Consider the following 14,343-nt stretch of genomic DNA (forward strand, 5'->3'; position numbering starts at 1 on the left):
TACCGCCGCCGCCCGGCCCTCAAGGCCCGCGTCGGAACAAGGCGGATCATGCATATCGTCACCGGCGGCGCCGGGTTCATCGGCTCCAACCTGGTTGCGGCACTCTGCGCCGCTGGTCAGGAAGTGGTGGTGGTGGACCGCCTGCGCCAGGGCCTGAAGTGGCGCAACCTTGCAAAGCATGCCATCGCCGGGATCGTGGCACCCGACGACCTGCCCGCCTTCCTCGCGAAGAAGCCGCGCGTCGACGCGCTGTTTCACATGGGCGCGATCAGCGCCACCACCGAGACCGATGGCGACCTGGTGGCGCGCACCAACATCGCGCTGCCGCAGATGCTGTGGGACTGGTGCGCGGCAGCCGGCGTGCCGTTCATCTACGCGTCCTCGGCCGCGACCTATGGCGACGGGGCGCTGGGCTTCGACGACGACCTGTCGGCCGAGGCGCTGATGCGGCTGCGGCCGCTGAACCTGTATGGCTGGTCGAAACTGGCCTTCGACCGGCGGGTGGCGCAGATGCTGGCGCAGGGTGCGCCGCGTCCGCCGCACTGGGCGGGACTGCGCTTCTTCAACGTCTATGGGCCGAACGAACACCACAAGGGCCGCATGGCGTCCGTCGTGCTCCACAAGTTCAACCAGGTGATGCGCGGGGAGGCCGCCACGCTGTTCGCCTCGGACCGCGAGGGTATCGCCGATGGCGCGCAGCAGCGCGACTTCGTGCATGTGAGCGACTGCGTCGCAGCGATGACGTGGCTCGCGCGCAACCCGCAGGCCTCGGGGCTGTACAACATCGGCTCGGGCACGGCGCGGACCTTCCTCGACCTCACGCGCGCGATCTTCGCGGCACTCGGGCGGAATGACGACATCCGCTTCGTGCCTATGCCCGACGACCTGCGCGGCAAGTACCAGTACTTCACGCAGGCCCGCATGGACCGCCTGCGCGCCGCCGGCTTCGACCACAAGCCCACCAGCATCGAGGACGGCGTGCGGTCCTATGTGCGCGACGTGCTGATGAACGCCGAGGACCCCTTCGCCTGATGCTGCTGGCCATTCCCTTCCCGATGATCGACCCGGTGCTGGTCGAGATCGGCCCGATCGTCATCCGCTGGTACGCGCTGGCGTATATCGCGGGCATCCTGCTCGGCTGGCGGCTGGCGCGCGTGCTGGTGCGCCGCCCGCCGGTGGTCGCCACGACCGAACAGGTGGACGACTTCATCACCTGGGTGACGCTCGGCATCATCATCGGCGGGCGGTTGGGCTACGTGCTGTTCTACCGCCCCGGCTACTACGTCACGGCGCCGTGGGAAGCGCTGTATGTCTGGCAGGGCGGCATGTCCTTCCATGGCGGGGCGCTCGGCGTGATCATCGCCGCCTGGCTGTTCAGCAAGCGCAACGGGCTCGACTGGGTGGCGTTTGCGGATCGCGTCGTGTGCGTGGTGCCGATCGGGCTGTTCCTCGGCCGGCTGGCCAACTTCATCAACGGCGAATTGTGGGGGCGTGTGGCACACGACGTGCCCTGGGCGATGGTCTTCCCGACCGGCGGGCCGGAGCCGCGGCACCCCTCGCAGCTGTACCAGGCCTTCCTCGAAGGCGCCTGCCTGTTCGCGCTGCTGATGTGGCTCGCGCGCAGCGAACGAATCCGCGCGAAGCCCGGCTTCCTGGCCGGCGCCTTCCTGGCGGGCTACGGCGTCGCGCGCATCATCGGCGAATTCTTCCGCCAGCCCGACGCGCATCTGGGCTTCCTGTTCGCCGGCGCGACGATGGGGCAGTTGCTGTCCGTGCCGATGATCCTGGTCGGCGCCTGGCTGATGCTGCGGGCGAAGGAACGCCATGCCATCTGAAGGCCCCCCGCCCGGCCAGGATCCCGCCGTCCAGTCGCCCGAGGGCACCAGCGGTGCCGGCCATGGCGGCGGCACCGCGGCCGAACCGCAGCGGCTCGACCGCTACATGCGGCGCGCGGCCTCCGCCTATTACGCTGGGCGTGATCCCTTCGGCGCCGGCGGGGACTTCACCACGGCGCCGGAACTGACCCAGGCCTTCGGCGAATGCATCGGCCTGTGGGCGGCGATCGCCTGGCAGGCGATGGGCCGCCCCGACCCGGTGGTCTTCGCCGAACTCGGCCCTGGCCGCGGCACCCTGATGGCCGACGCGCTGCGCGCCGTGGCCGAGATGGCCCCCGGCTTCCGCGCCGCGCTGCGCGTTCACCTGGTCGAGACCTCCCCCCGCCTGCGCGAGGCGCAGGCCGACCTGCTCGGCACCGCCGTGCGCGCCTGGCACGACGACATCGCCGCCCTGCCGCCCGGCCCGGCCATCATCATCGGCAACGAATTCCTCGATGCCCTGCCGATCCGGCAATTCGTGCGCCGCGGCGATGCGTGGATGGAACGCTTCGTCGCCGATGGCGCCTTCGCCGAACGCCCGGCCACCGACGCCCCGCCGCTGCCGGCCGCCGCACCCGACGGCGCCATCCAGGAAGTCAACGAAGCCGCGGTCGCGATCGCCGCGGCGCTGGCGGCGCGTGTCGCCGCGCAGGGCGGCGTTGCGCTGTTCATCGACTACGGCCCGGGCGAGGCCGGCTTCGGCGACAGCCTGCAGGCCATGACCAGTCATGGCAGCGCCGATCCGCTGGGCCCGCCGGGGCAAGCCGACATCACCGCCCATGTGGACTTCGCCGCCCTGGCCGCGGCCGCGCAGGCCGCCGGTGCGGCGGTGCAGGGGCCGATGCCGCAGGGCGTGTTCCTCGCCCGGCTCGGCCTGTTCAGCCGTGCGGCCATCCTGGCGCGCATGGACCCCGGCCATGCGCAGCGCCATCTATCGGCTGCGCAGCGCCTCGCCGCGCCCGAGCATATGGGCCGGTTGTTCAAGGCGATCTGCCTGGGTCATCCCGGCCTGCCTCCCCTGCCCGGATTCGAGGATCCCTGATGGCCGAAGCCGTCACCGCCGCAACCCTCGCCGCGCAGCCCGGCCTGGCGCATGGCTTCTTCACGCGGCGCGGCGGCGTGTCCTCCGGCGGCTTCGCGGCGCTGAACTGCTCGCTGTCCGGCCGCGACGACCCTGATGCGGTGGCCGAGAACCGCCGGCGCGCGGCCGATGCGCTGGGCCTGCCCGGCGCCGCGCTGGTCGGGCTGACGCAGGTGCATGGCGACGCTGTCGCGGTGCTCGAGGACCCCTGGCCCATCGACCGCCGCCCGCAGGCCGATGCCGTCGTGACCCGCCGGCCCGGCTTGGCGCTCGGCATCGTCACCGCCGATTGCGCGCCGGTCCTGTTCGCCGACGTCGAGGCAGGCGTGATCGGCGGTGCCCATGCCGGCTGGCGTGGCGCCGTGGGCGGCGTGCTGGAAGCCACCATCGCGGCGATGTGCGCCATCGGCGCCAGCCGCGCGCGCATCGTCGCCGCGGTGGGCCCCTGCATCCGCCAGCCCTCCTACGAGGTCGCGGCCGACCTGCGCGATGCGGTGCTGACGCGCGACGCCGCCGATGCGCGATTCTTCGCCGATGGCACGCGCCCCGACCGCTGGCAGTTCGACCTGGCCGGCTATTGCGCGGCGCGCCTCGCCGCCGCCGGCGTCGCCGCCGAGGTCACGCCACACGACACCCTGGCCGACGAGGCCCGCTTCTTCAGCCACCGCCGCAACACGCTGGCGAAGGGCGGACCGATCGGGCACCAGCTTTCCGCCATTGCGCTGACGGCGTGACGGGCACGCCACCCGGCGGATGCCGCCGCCAGGCCCCGGCCGGCCGACTGCCGCGGGGACGACCCCTGGCTGCCTGTGGGGCAGCAATCGCAGGGGTCCGGCTACGACGCCCCCCGCCGGCCTTTTCATCGCCGCCCGCAGCGCCAATAAGGACGCCATGCCCTATGTCCTCATGTTCGCCGCCATGCTGATGCTGACGATGCTCGTCGCTTGCGTGGTCTCGGTCTGATGCGCCGCCCCTGGCATCTGGCGGCGCTGCTGGCGGCCGCGCTGCTCGCCGCCTGCGGCGACCTGCCGCAGCCCTTCCGCGGCAATCCGGGCGGCAATGCCGGCATGCTGGCAGCACCCCCGGCGTATCGCCTGACCATCGACCCGCCGACCACCGCACTGCTGAGCGAACAGCAGGCGCGCGGCTTCGCCGAGGCGCTGTCCTCCGCCCTGCTGGCCGCCGAGGTGCCTGCCGCCGCCGAGGCCCCCCTGCCGCTCGACTGGCGCCTGACGGTCGAGGCGCGCACCGAGAACGGCTTCGTCACCCCCCGCTATCGCCTGACCGACCCCGACGGCCAGGCCCAGGGCACCACGGAGGGCACGCGCATCGCCGCCCGCGACTGGTCCGACGCCAGCCCCGAGGTGCTGCGCCGCGCCGCACGGGACGCCGCCCCGCGCATCGCCGACCTGCTGCTGCGCGCCGAGGCCGCCCGCAAGGGCACCGACCCCGCCGCGCTGGCGGTCACCGGCCCGCCGCGCATCTACGTGCCCATGGTCCGCGGTGCCCCGGGGGACGGCAACCAGGCGCTGACCGCCCGGCTGCGCGAGGCCCTGGGCCAGCAGGGGATGCTGGTGCAGGAGACGACGCAGGGCGCCCGCTTCGCCGTGACGGGCCAGGTGGCCGTCATCGACCAGCCGGCCACCCGCACGCAGCGGGTCGAGCTGCTCTGGACGGTGTCCCGCAACGATGGCGAGGACCTCGGCCGGGTGCTGCAGCTGAACGAGGTGCCGGCCGGCGTGCTCGCGCGGTTCTGGGGCGACGTGGCCTTCGCCGCGGCAACCGAGGCGGCGGGCGGGGTGCGGACGGTGGTCTCGAACGCCGGAGGCTTCCCGGTGCAGCCCGGCTCGGCGCCGCGCGGCACCGCGCCGCAGCCGGGCCAGGGGCTGGCAATGCCGCAGAACCCCGGCGCGCTGCCGCCGCCGCAGGTGGCGCCCGCCCCGTAGCCACGAAAAAGGGCGGCCACCCCTGCGGGTGCCGCCCTTGTGCCTGCCCGCGGGCAGGGTGGCGTCAGGCCGCCTTCTTGGCCTGGGCGCGCTCGATCCGGCGCTTCAGCAGCTTCGCCTCGACGGGCAGGCGCCGGTCCGGCGTGCCGAGCAGGAAGGCGTCCAGGCCGCCATTGTGCTCGATGGTGCGGATGCCGTTGGTCGACAGACGCATCTTCACCGGCGTGCCCAGCACGTCCGACCAGAAGGAGGTTTCCTGCAGGTTGGGCAGGAAGCGCCGGCGGGTCTTGTTGTTGGCGTGGCTGACGTTGTTGCCCGTCAGGACGCCCTTGCCGGTGATACCGCAGCGGCGGGCCATGGCGAAAATCCCGAAACGATGAGGGCGCGGGGAGAGGGTCCCGCGCGCCGGTGGAGACGAAGGAAGGCGCGGTGTGTGGCCCAGCCGGGCCGTGGCGTCAAGCCGCTGCGTCAAGCCTGGGGCGGCTGCGGCGGCGCCTCGCGCGCCTCGGCCAGCTCGCCCGCCTCGACCGAGGCCAGGGCATTGCGCAGAACGCCCGCCACCGCGCGGTCGTCCATGGTGCGCGCCAACAACCCGAGCGCACCGCCCAGCAGGGCCGAGGCGATCGAGATCGGGGCGATCTGCTGCTCCATCATGTACTCGATCGCCTTGTCCACAACCGATCCGGCGTGGCTGAGGTCCTCCGGGGCCATGCCCGAGGGGTCCTGCTGCATGCGGCGTTCTCCTTCCTGGTCAGTCACATGGGGCGCCCGCGCGGGTCGCGAAACCCCCGATTACGTCACGGACTCGCCCAGCCGCCCGGCGCGCGGGCGATCCAGGTCGGCCTCGGCCTGGGCGCGCGCGGCGGCTTCGGCGGCGGCAACCGCCTGCGCCTGGCGGCGCCACATCTCGGCATAGAGGCCATCGGCGGCGATCAGGCTGGCATGGGTGCCGCGCTCGGCGATGCGGCCCTCCTGCAGCACGATGATCTCGTCGGCCTCGACCACGGTGGACAGGCGGTGGGCGATCACCAGCGTGGTGCGGTTGCGCGCCACGTCGCGCAACGCGGCCTGGATCTCCTGTTCGGTGCGGGTGTCGAGCGCGCTGGTGGCTTCGTCCAGGATCAGGATGCGCGGATCCTTGAGGATGGTGCGCGCGATCGCGACGCGCTGCTTCTCCCCGCCCGACAGCTTCAGCCCGCGTTCGCCCACGCGCGTCGCGTAGCCTTCCGGCAGCCGCAGCACGAAGTCGTGCACCTGGGCGGCGCGGGCGGCGGCCTCGACCTCCTCGTCGGTCGCGCCGGGGCGGCCATAGGCGATGTTGTAGCGGATGGTGTCGTTGAACAGCACGGTGTCCTGCGGCACCACGCCCATCGCGGCGCGCAGGCTGGACTGCGTCACGCCGCGCACGTCCTGCCCGTCCACCGTCACCGCGCCGCCGGTCGCGTCATAGAAGCGGAACAGCAGGCGGGAGATGGTGGACTTCCCCGCCCCGGTCGGCCCGACGATGGCCAGCATCCGGCCGGGTTCTACGGTGAAGGATACGCCCTTCAGGATCTGCCGGTCGGGGCGGTAGCCGAACTGCACGTCGTCGAAGCGGATCTCGCCCGGCCCCTTCGCCAGCGCGGGCGCGCCGGGCGCGTCCTGCACCTCGGCCGGCACTTCGAGCAGCACGAACATCTGCTCCATGTCGGTCAGCCCCTGCTTGATCTCGCGATAGGCGAAGCCGAGGATGTTCAGCGGCAGGTACAGCTGGATCAGGTAGGTGTTGACCATCACCAGGTCGCCCACCGTCATGGTCCCGGCGGCGATGCCCGACCCGGCCAGCAGCATGGTCACCGTGAGGCCAACCGCCATGATCAGCGCCTGGCCGGCGTTGAGCATGTTCAGCGTGGTCTCGCTGGTGACGTAGGCGCGTTCGTAGCGAGTCAGGCTCTCGTTGTAGCGGCGCGCCTCGTGGCCCTCGTTGCCGAAATACTTGACCGTCTCGTAGTTCAGCAGGCTGTCCACTGCCTTGGTGTTCGCTTCCTCGTCGGTCTGGTTCATGGTGCGGCGGAAGCGCAGCCGCCAGTTGGTGAACAGCAGCGTGAAGGTCACATAGGCCGCGATCGTGCCGAGCATGGTCAGCGCGAAGGACGCGGCGAAGATCCACCACAGGATGAACGCCACGAACAGGATCTCGACGATCGTCGGGATGATGTTGAACAGCAGGAAGTTCAACGAGGTGGCGATGCCGCGCACGCCGCGTTCGATCACCCGCGACAGCCCGCCCGTCGCGCGGTCCATGTGGAAGCGCATCGACAGCGCGTGCAGGTGTTCGAACACCTCGAGCGCCACGCGCCGCCCCGCGCGCGCCTGCACCTTGGCGAAGATGGCGTTGCGCAGTTCCGCCAGCGCCGACGACATCACCCGCAGGATGCCGTAGGCCAGCAGCAGCGCCACCGGCACGGTGATGGCCGCGCCGATCCCGTCCTTGGGCGCCAGCGCATCGACGGCGCGCGCATAGGCGATCGGCACCAGCACGTTCGCCGCCTTGGCCGCCGCCACCAGCACCAGCGCGGCGACGACGCGGATGCGCAGCTCGGTCTCGTTCTTGGGCCACAGATACGGCGCGATGCGCAGCAGGGCGGAGAGGTGGCTGCCTTCGGCAGCAGGCTTGGCAGCGGACACGCAGGCGGAACTCCGGTACAGGCCCGCGACATGGGGCCTTGAGGCGCTGAGCGGAAGCGCGCCCGCCGCATGGGACCCATCGGCGCGCCGGATGCAAGCCCCCCACCCCTCGCGGGGGCGCCCGCCCGGCGCTACACCCGCCCCATGCCCGACCCCGCCCTGGCCCGCCACATCGCCGCCTGCAACAACATCGCCTCCCCTGCCGGGCTGATCCCGTTCCGGATGGGTGGCGCACAAGTCGGCTGGGTCTCGCCGGACCTGGCCCAGGCTCTGACCTTCCGCCCGCGCGACTTCCATTTCGACGGGGATGGCGTCGGCCTGGCCGCCCGGCTGCGCAGCCCCGGTGCCCGCAGCGAGGCACTGGCCGCCGCCCTGCCATCCCTCGCCGCCGGCGGCTTCTTGCGCATTCGCAACGAGGCCTTCGACCTGCGCGCCACCAGCACCGGGCCGGTGCTCGGCACGCTCGACCGCGGCGCGTTGCCGGCCTTCGGCGCCATGTCCCAGGGCGTCCATGTGAACGGACTGGTGCGCCGGGCCGACGGGCTGCATGTCTGGGTCGGCATCCGCGCCAAGGACAAGGCGGTGGCCCCCGGGCAGCTCGACAACGTGGTGGCCGGCGGCATCCCGGCCGGGCTGTCCGCTGAGGAATGCCTGGTCAAGGAAGCCGCCGAGGAAGCCCGCCTGCCGCCCACGCTTGCGGCGACGGCGCGGCCGGCCGGGCGCGTCTCCTACGTCATGTCCAACGCCGAGGGCCTGCGCCGCGACGTGCTGCACTGCTTCGACCTCGATATCCCCGAGGGCATCACCCCCACCCCCGGGGATGACGAGGTCGAGCGCTTCGAATTGTGGCCCGCCGCCCGCCTGCTCGAGGCCGTGCGCGCGACCGACGGCATCAAGTTCAACGTGAACCTTGTCCTGATCGACCTGTTCCTGCGCGAGGGGATGGTGGCCGACCCCGACGGCAGCCTGCGCGCCGGGCTGGACCAGGGGCCGGATTGACCCCCGCCGCCGCCGCGCCATCTCCGCCTGCATGAGCACCACGACCGCCGACGCCACCCCCACCACCGCCTTTCCCGCCTGGCTGGTCGGCGAATTGCGCTCCGACCATGCCGGGGAGACCGGTGCCGTGCGGATCTACGACGGCATCCTCGCCTTCAGCCGCGACCCCGCGGTGCGCGACTTCGCCACCCGCCACCGCGCCACCGAACAGGGCCACCTCGATTTGCTGGAAGGCCTCCTGCCGCCCGCGGACCGGTCCCGCCTGCTGCCGATCTGGCGCGTGGCAGGCTGGCTGACCGGCGCGCTGCCCGCGCTGTTCGGCCCGCGCGCGGTCTTCGCGACGGTGGACGCGGTCGAGACCTTCGTCGACCACCACTACCGCGCCCAGACCGACCGCCTGGCCGCCGAGGGCATCTTCCCCGACGTGCACGCCCTGCTCGAACACTGCCGCGAGGAGGAAGTCCACCACCGCGACGAGGCGCGCGAGGCCGGCGAGGGACCCGCCTATGGCCCCGTCCTGCGCGCCTGGGCCTGGGTGGTGGGCAGCGGGTCGGCCGCGGCGGTGGCGGCGGCGAAGCGGATCTGATCAGTGCCACGGGGCGGCCCACCGTTCCCGGCCGCGACCATGCCCGCAGCGGGCGGCCTGCACCCCGCGCCATGCCCGGCCCGGGGCCCTGCGGCGCGGTTCCCACCACCGGCCCGTCGGTTGGCGCTGCGGGGCGTGGCATCGTGAAGACAGGCAGCCTGCGCAGCCCGACGGAAACTCGGCGATGCAACCAGCGCTTGCTAGACTCGCCAGCGCCGGGCACGGCCTCCTATATGCCGTCCGGATCACCGAAGCGTCACCACCCCCTGTCCGCAACCCGCACCGACCCCATGAGGCCCGCGCCATGACCAGCACCCGCGCCATCGCCAGGCTGGCCCTGCTTGCCTCGGTCGCCGTCCTGCCGGCCTGCGGCCTGTCGGTCGAGAACAGCGCCCGCGTCGCCGGGCTCGAGCGTGACCTCACGGCCTCCCAGGCACGCGGGCAGGAACTCACCACCCGGGTCGGCGAGCTCGAATCGACGCTCGCCGCCGAACGCCGCGCCCGCGGGGACCTCGCCGCGATCGAGCGCCGCCTGGCGATCGCGCGGCGGGACCTGGGTTCGGCGCAGGACGGGCGCAGCTCCGCCGACCAGGAATCCGCCCAGCTCCGCCAGCGGGTCGAGGAGGAGACGCGTCGCCTCGCCGCCCTGCAGGCCGAGGCCGCGCAGGCCGCCGCCCAGGGCGAGCAACGCCGCGGCCAGGTGGCGGAGGCCGACCGCCGCCTCGCGGCCCTGCGCGAGAATGCCAATGCCGAGGAACGGCGCCTGGGCGCGCTGCGCGGGGATATCAGCGCCGCCGATGCCCGCGTGGCCGGCCTCACTGCCCGCGCGGCGGAGGAGGAACGCCGCCTCGCCGGCCTCGGCCAGCGCACCGCGGCCGAGGAGACTCGCCTCGCGCAGTTGCGTGACGCCGCCGAAGCCGAGACCCGCCGCCGCGACGGCCTGCGCAACGAGGCCACCCAGGCCGAGCAGCGCTTGGCCGGCCTGACCCAGCGCGCCGGCACCGAGCAGCAGCGCCTGACCGACCTGCAGGCCCGCGCCAACCAGACCGACGCCGCGCTGCGCGAACAGGAACAGCGCCTGGCCGCAGCCCGCCAGGCGGTGAACATTTCCGAGGGCGAAGCCGCGGCGCGCCGGCAGACCGTGGCGGCGCTGGAAGGCGAGATCGGCCGCCTGACCGCCACCCGCGACCAGACCGCGACGGAACTCCGCGGCCTGCAGGCCCGGGCCACCGAACTGCGCACGGCCGTCGCCGCGGCCGAGCAGCGCCTCGCGCAGCTGCGCGAATCGACCGGCACCGAGGAACGCCGCCTGGCCGCCCTGCGCGGGGAGGCGACCGCCGCCGAGCGCACGCTCGCGGAGCGGCGAGCCGCCGCCGAGGAGGCCGAGCGCCGCGCCTCCGCCGCCGGGCGCACCGCCGAGCAGGAGGCCGAGCGCGCCCGCGCCCAGGTCGAGGAAGCCCGCCGCGCCGCCGGCGCCGTCACGGCATCGCGCGGGGAAGCGGAATCGCTGCAGCGCCAGGCCGAGGCGCTGCGCCAGGAACTCACCGCCTCCGACCGGCAGCGCCAGGACCTGGCACGCCAGGCGGAAGGCCTGCGCGGCGATGTCGCGACCACGCAGCGCCAGCGCGCCGAACTCGCCGCGCAGATCGAGACGCTGCGGCGCGAGGTGGCAGCCTCCGACCAGCGCCGCGCCGAGCTGGCGGGCCAGGTGGAGCGCCTGCGTGGCGAGGTGGCGGCGGCCGACCGCAGCCGCGGCGAGGCCACGACGCAGGCCGAAAGCCTGCGCGCCGCGGTGGCCGCGGCCGAGCGGCAACGCACCCAGGTGGCGCAGCAACTGGACGCCATGCGTGCGGAGGTCGCGACCGCCGAGCGCCGCCGCGCCGAGATCGCCGGGCAGATCGCCGCGACCGAGGCACGGCTCAACGAACGCCGGACCGAACTGACGGATCTGGAGGCGCGGGTCCGCCGTGCACGCGAGGCGCAGGGCAGTGACCCGATGTCGGTGACGGTGCCCGCACCCGCGCCACGCTGAGGCAGGCTGGAGCGGGCGAAGGGAATCGAACCCTCGTCACTTGGTTGGGAACCAAGAGCTCTACCATTGAGCTACGCCCGCGCGCCCTTCGTATAGGCGGGCGGGGCGGGTCCGGGCAAGCGGCCCCTGTCAGGCTGGACCATGGCAACGGAAGCGATCCTGGACTGGCTGGCGTAGCAGGCGATCCCGCGGGCGGAATTGCCGGTGGCGCGCCGGCTGGTGCGGCGGTTCCACAGCGATTTCGGCCAATGGCCCGAACTCGCGCCGCCCCGGCGCTATGTCGAATGGATCCTGCACCGGCTGATCTTCGATCGCGACCCGCGCCTGCCGCTGATGGCCGACAAGGTGGGCATGCGCGCCCATGCCAGGGCGATCCTCGGCCACGACATGACCGTGCCACCGCTGCAGGTCCACGACAGCGCCGGCGCGATCGACTGGGAGAGCCTGCCCCGGGCCTATTACCTCAAGGCCAGCCAACGGCTCCGGCTGGAACATCCGCGTGCGGGCCCGCGACCGCCCCGACTGCACCGCCATCACCGCGCAGCTCGATGCCTGGCTGGCGCGCTCGATGTGGCGCGAACGCATGGAATGGGGCTACCGCGACCTACCCCCGCGCGTGATCGCGGAGCCGCTGCTGCGCATCCCGGGGCACCGGCGCCCGCACGAGATCTGCGTCTACTGCTTCGGTGGCGTGCCGCAATACATCAAGGTGAACACCTTCCCGCATGGCGCCGAGACGGTCAGCGGCTGCTTCGACATCGCCCTGCGCCAGCTCGCGCTGTATGCCAAGCCTTCGCCGGCGCCCTTCCCCGCGGAGATGGACCCGGCGCGGCTGTTCGACGCGGCACGCCGGCTTTCCGCAGGGCTCGTCTACCTGCGGGTCGATTTCCTGGTGGCCGAGGGCGCGCCTGGCTGTGCGAACTGACGAACTACCCGGGCGGCGGCCGGTCCAGCCCTTTCCGTGACGACGCCGCCGAGCAGCCGGTCGACGCGTTGTACGCCGCGGCGCATCGCGGTGCGCCGCAACCCTTCCAGCTCGATGCGCGCCTGCATTTCACGGGACCGCCCGGGACAGCCGGCTTGACCGCACGCACCGGGCGGGCGTAACGACGCGGGTGGTGGTGACACCCCTCGCGATTTGTCCGGCCAGCTTGCGGCGAGGTCCCGGTCCAGGGCGCATCGATCGGATGCGAAAACAAGCGCGCTAAACGGCCGTGGGCATGACACCCATGCCCCGCCCGCGAAGGGGCCGGACGCCGTTCATTCGCGAAGGGTCCGCCCGATGGCTTCTCGAACCACCCGCCCGCTCCGCCCCGCAACGCAGCTCGTGCGCGGGGGCCAGATGCGCTCGGGCTTCGACGAGACGGCAGAGGCGATGTTCCTCACCTCCGGCTTCGTCTACGACAGCGCCGCCCAGGCCGAGGCGACCTTCGCCGGCACCGAGGTGCACTACCAGTATTCCCGCTTCGGCAACCCCACGGTGGCGATGCTGGAAGCGCGCCTGGCCGCGCTGGAAGGGGCCGAGGCCTGCCGCGCCACCGCCACCGGCATGGCCGCGGTGCATGCGGCGATGCTGTCGCACCTGAAGGCGGGCGACCGCGTGGTCGCGTCGCGCGCATTGTTCGGGTCGTGCCACTGGATCGTGTCGACCCTGCTGCCGCGCTACGGCATCGCGACGGAATTCGTCGATGGCGGCGACCTCGAGGCCTGGGCGCGCGCGCTGGCCACGCCGGCCACGATGGTGCTGCTGGAAACACCGTCGAACCCGATGCTCGAGATCGTGGACCTGCGCGCCGTGTGCGACCTGGCGCACAAGGCCGGCGCGCTGGTGGTGGTGGACAATGTCTTCGCCACACCGCTGCTGCAGAAGCCGATGCAGTACGGCGCCGACATCGTGGTGTATTCCGCGACCAAGCATTTCGACGGCCAGGGCCGCGTGCTGGGCGGCTGCGTGCTGGGCAGCAAGAAGTGGGTCGAGGACGTGCTGCAGCCCTTCATCCGCAACACCGGCCCGTCGATCAGCCCGTTCAACGCCTGGGTCATCCTGAAGGGGCTCGAGACGCTGCATCTGCGCGTGCCCGCGATGTGCCGCAACGCCGCGGCGGTGGCCGACATGCTGGCCGAACGGCATGAGATCGCGCGCGTGCTGTACCCCTTCCGCGACGACCATCCGCAGCAGAAGCTGGCCATGGCGCAGATGTCGGCAGGCGGCACGCTGGTCACCTTCGACCTGAAGGGCGGCAAGGATGCGTGCTTCCGCTTCATGGACGCGCTGCAGTTGATCGACATCTCGAACAACCTCGGTGATTCGAAGTCGCTCGCGACGCACCCGGCCACCACCACGCACATGCGCGTGGGCGCAGAGGAACGCGCTCGCCTGGGCATCGCCGACGGCACGGTGCGCCTGTCGGTCGGGCTCGAGGACGTGGCCGATATCATCGACGACCTTTCGCAGGCCCTCGATGCCGTGGCGGCAGCACCGGCGCGCGCTGCGGAATAGCGGCCGTGCCGCTCGACACCTGGCTCGCCTTCGTCGCTGCGACCGTGGTGATGCTGGCGATCCCGGGGCCGACCATCCTGCTCGTGGTCGGCCAGTCGCTCGGCGGCGGTTCGCGCGCCGCGCTGCCGCTGGTGGCCGGCGTGGCGCTGGGCGACCTCACGGCGATGACGCTGTCGCTGGCAGGGCTGGGGGCGCTGCTGGCAGCCTCCGCAACACTGTTCACGGTGCTGAAGCTTGCCGGCGCGGCCTACCTGGTGTGGCTCGGCATCCGGATGTGGCGCGCGCCGGTCACCGCCACGGCAGCAGCACCGGTGCAGGCGCGCCGCGCCTTCCGTGATGCCTATGTCGTGACGGCGCTGAACCCGAAGGGCATCGCCTTCTTCGTCGCCTTCGTTCCGTTGTTCGTGGATGCCGGCACGCCCTTCCTGCCGCAGGCCGCGCTGCTGGTCGCGACCTTCGTCACGCTCGCCGCGGCGAATGCCGGCATCTATGCGCTGCTTGCGGCACGGCTTTCGAACGCGGTGGGGCGGCCATCGGTGCGGCGCGCCTTCAACCGGACGGGTGGCGCGATGCTGGTCGGCGCGGGGCTCGCGACCGCCGCGGCGCGCGGTTCTTGATGCGAGTCAAGAACCACGCGTCATAGGTGGTGGACAAGCCG

At 72.6% G+C, this 14,343-nt stretch carries 14 protein-coding genes and 1 tRNA gene; 11 read left to right on the plus strand and 4 right to left on the minus strand.

Annotation, left to right across the window (positions count from 1 at the left end; genetic code table 11):
• The first annotated feature begins 48 nt into the window (after nucleotides 1-48).
• From rfaD to MWM08_RS23735, 5 genes are all read left to right on the plus strand, one after another.
• Entirely contained in the window at nucleotides 49-1,032 is a 984-nt protein-coding gene (gene rfaD, locus MWM08_RS23715) for an ADP-glyceromanno-heptose 6-epimerase (protein WP_244408985.1), read from the plus strand.
• Nucleotides 1,032-1,835, plus strand: a complete 804-nt coding sequence (lgt, locus tag MWM08_RS23720; RefSeq protein ID WP_244408986.1) for a prolipoprotein diacylglyceryl transferase — start codon at nucleotides 1,032-1,034, stop codon at nucleotides 1,833-1,835. Before rfaD ends, lgt begins: the two co-directional genes overlap by 1 nt.
• Nucleotides 1,825-2,916 carry a class I SAM-dependent methyltransferase gene (locus MWM08_RS23725; RefSeq protein ID WP_341482847.1) on the plus strand — a complete coding sequence of 364 codons (1,092 nt, stop codon included), beginning with the start codon at nucleotides 1,825-1,827 and terminating at the stop codon, nucleotides 2,914-2,916. Before lgt ends, MWM08_RS23725 begins: the two co-directional genes overlap by 11 nt.
• Nucleotides 2,916-3,689 carry a peptidoglycan editing factor PgeF gene (pgeF, locus tag MWM08_RS23730; RefSeq protein WP_244408987.1) on the plus strand — a complete coding sequence of 258 codons (774 nt, stop codon included), beginning with the start codon at nucleotides 2,916-2,918 and terminating at the stop codon, nucleotides 3,687-3,689. Before MWM08_RS23725 ends, pgeF begins: the two co-directional genes overlap by 1 nt.
• A gap of 210 nt (nucleotides 3,690-3,899) precedes the next feature.
• Nucleotides 3,900-4,901: a hypothetical protein gene (locus MWM08_RS23735; RefSeq protein WP_244408988.1), complete on the plus strand. Its 1,002-nt coding sequence runs from the start codon at nucleotides 3,900-3,902 to the stop codon at nucleotides 4,899-4,901.
• A 64-nt stretch (nucleotides 4,902-4,965) separates the two neighbouring features.
• On the opposite strand, the gene rpmB is transcribed toward MWM08_RS23735, so the two are convergent.
• The 3 genes from rpmB to MWM08_RS23750 all read right to left on the minus strand — a co-directional run bounded on the left by rpmB (nucleotide 4,966) and on the right by MWM08_RS23750 (nucleotide 7,568).
• A complete protein-coding gene (rpmB, locus tag MWM08_RS23740) occupies nucleotides 4,966-5,259 on the minus strand; it encodes a 50S ribosomal protein L28 (RefSeq protein ID WP_244408989.1) in 294 nt (97 codons plus the stop codon).
• 110 nt (nucleotides 5,260-5,369) lie between these two features.
• Nucleotides 5,370-5,633, minus strand: coding sequence for a hypothetical protein (locus MWM08_RS23745; RefSeq protein WP_244408990.1), 264 nt, complete (start codon nucleotides 5,631-5,633; stop codon nucleotides 5,370-5,372).
• Nucleotides 5,634-5,693: 60 nt separating this feature from the next.
• Nucleotides 5,694-7,568 carry an ABCB family ABC transporter ATP-binding protein/permease gene (locus MWM08_RS23750; RefSeq protein WP_244408991.1) on the minus strand — a complete coding sequence of 625 codons (1,875 nt, stop codon included), beginning with the start codon at nucleotides 7,566-7,568 and terminating at the stop codon, nucleotides 5,694-5,696.
• Nucleotides 7,569-7,712: 144 nt separating this feature from the next.
• On the opposite strand from MWM08_RS23750, the gene MWM08_RS23755 reads away from it, so the two are divergent.
• From MWM08_RS23755 to MWM08_RS23765, 3 genes are all read left to right on the plus strand, one after another.
• On the plus strand, nucleotides 7,713-8,567 hold the full coding sequence (locus tag MWM08_RS23755; RefSeq protein WP_244408992.1) for an NUDIX hydrolase: 855 nt from the start codon (nucleotides 7,713-7,715) through the stop codon (nucleotides 8,565-8,567).
• Nucleotides 8,568-8,598: 31 nt separating this feature from the next.
• Complete coding sequence (locus MWM08_RS23760; RefSeq protein WP_244408993.1) at nucleotides 8,599-9,153, plus strand: demethoxyubiquinone hydroxylase family protein; 555 nt, start codon at nucleotides 8,599-8,601, stop codon at nucleotides 9,151-9,153.
• Between the two features lie 304 nt (nucleotides 9,154-9,457).
• Nucleotides 9,458-11,185, plus strand: coding sequence for a coiled-coil domain-containing protein (locus tag MWM08_RS23765; RefSeq protein ID WP_244408994.1), 1,728 nt, complete (start codon nucleotides 9,458-9,460; stop codon nucleotides 11,183-11,185).
• Nucleotides 11,186-11,192: 7 nt separating this feature from the next.
• Here the strand turns inward: MWM08_RS23765 and MWM08_RS23770 are convergent.
• A tRNA-Gly gene (locus MWM08_RS23770) sits at nucleotides 11,193-11,266 on the minus strand.
• 376 nt (nucleotides 11,267-11,642) lie between these two features.
• On the opposite strand from MWM08_RS23770, the gene MWM08_RS23775 reads away from it, so the two are divergent.
• The 3 genes from MWM08_RS23775 to MWM08_RS23785 all read left to right on the plus strand — a co-directional run bounded on the left by MWM08_RS23775 (nucleotide 11,643) and on the right by MWM08_RS23785 (nucleotide 14,302).
• Nucleotides 11,643-12,110: an ATP-grasp fold amidoligase family protein gene (locus MWM08_RS23775; RefSeq protein WP_255751422.1), complete on the plus strand. Its 468-nt coding sequence runs from the start codon at nucleotides 11,643-11,645 to the stop codon at nucleotides 12,108-12,110.
• Between the two features lie 357 nt (nucleotides 12,111-12,467).
• Nucleotides 12,468-13,685, plus strand: coding sequence for an O-succinylhomoserine sulfhydrylase (metZ, locus tag MWM08_RS23780; RefSeq protein WP_244408996.1), 1,218 nt, complete (start codon nucleotides 12,468-12,470; stop codon nucleotides 13,683-13,685).
• Nucleotides 13,686-13,690: 5 nt separating this feature from the next.
• The gene (locus MWM08_RS23785; RefSeq protein WP_244408997.1) at nucleotides 13,691-14,302 is read left to right on the plus strand and encodes a LysE family translocator; all 612 of its coding nucleotides are present in this window, start codon (nucleotides 13,691-13,693) and stop codon (nucleotides 14,300-14,302) included.
• The last annotated feature ends 41 nt before the right edge of the window (nucleotides 14,303-14,343 follow it).

The organism is Roseomonas fluvialis (assembly GCF_022846615.1).
In the GTDB taxonomy this organism is placed as follows: domain Bacteria; phylum Pseudomonadota; class Alphaproteobacteria; order Acetobacterales; family Acetobacteraceae; genus Neoroseomonas; species Neoroseomonas fluvialis.

Excerpts from the sequence above, each read along its gene's own strand:
- rfaD (WP_244408985.1), top strand. The coding sequence starts at position 49 with ATGCATATCGTCACCGGCGGCGCCGGGTTCATCGGCTCCAACCTGGTT.
- lgt (WP_244408986.1), top strand. The coding sequence starts at position 1,032 with ATGCTGCTGGCCATTCCCTTCCCGATGATCGACCCGGTGCTGGTCGAG.
- MWM08_RS23725 (WP_341482847.1), top strand. The coding sequence starts at position 1,825 with ATGCCATCTGAAGGCCCCCCGCCCGGCCAGGATCCCGCCGTCCAGTCG.
- pgeF (WP_244408987.1), top strand. The coding sequence starts at position 2,916 with ATGGCCGAAGCCGTCACCGCCGCAACCCTCGCCGCGCAGCCCGGCCTG.
- rpmB (WP_244408989.1), bottom strand. The coding sequence starts at position 5,259 with ATGGCCCGCCGCTGCGGTATCACCGGCAAGGGCGTCCTGACGGGCAAC.
- MWM08_RS23745 (WP_244408990.1), bottom strand. The coding sequence starts at position 5,633 with ATGCAGCAGGACCCCTCGGGCATGGCCCCGGAGGACCTCAGCCACGCC.
- MWM08_RS23755 (WP_244408992.1), top strand. The coding sequence starts at position 7,713 with ATGCCCGACCCCGCCCTGGCCCGCCACATCGCCGCCTGCAACAACATC.
- MWM08_RS23760 (WP_244408993.1), top strand. The coding sequence starts at position 8,599 with ATGAGCACCACGACCGCCGACGCCACCCCCACCACCGCCTTTCCCGCC.
- MWM08_RS23765 (WP_244408994.1), top strand. The coding sequence starts at position 9,458 with ATGACCAGCACCCGCGCCATCGCCAGGCTGGCCCTGCTTGCCTCGGTC.
- metZ (WP_244408996.1), top strand. The coding sequence starts at position 12,468 with ATGGCTTCTCGAACCACCCGCCCGCTCCGCCCCGCAACGCAGCTCGTG.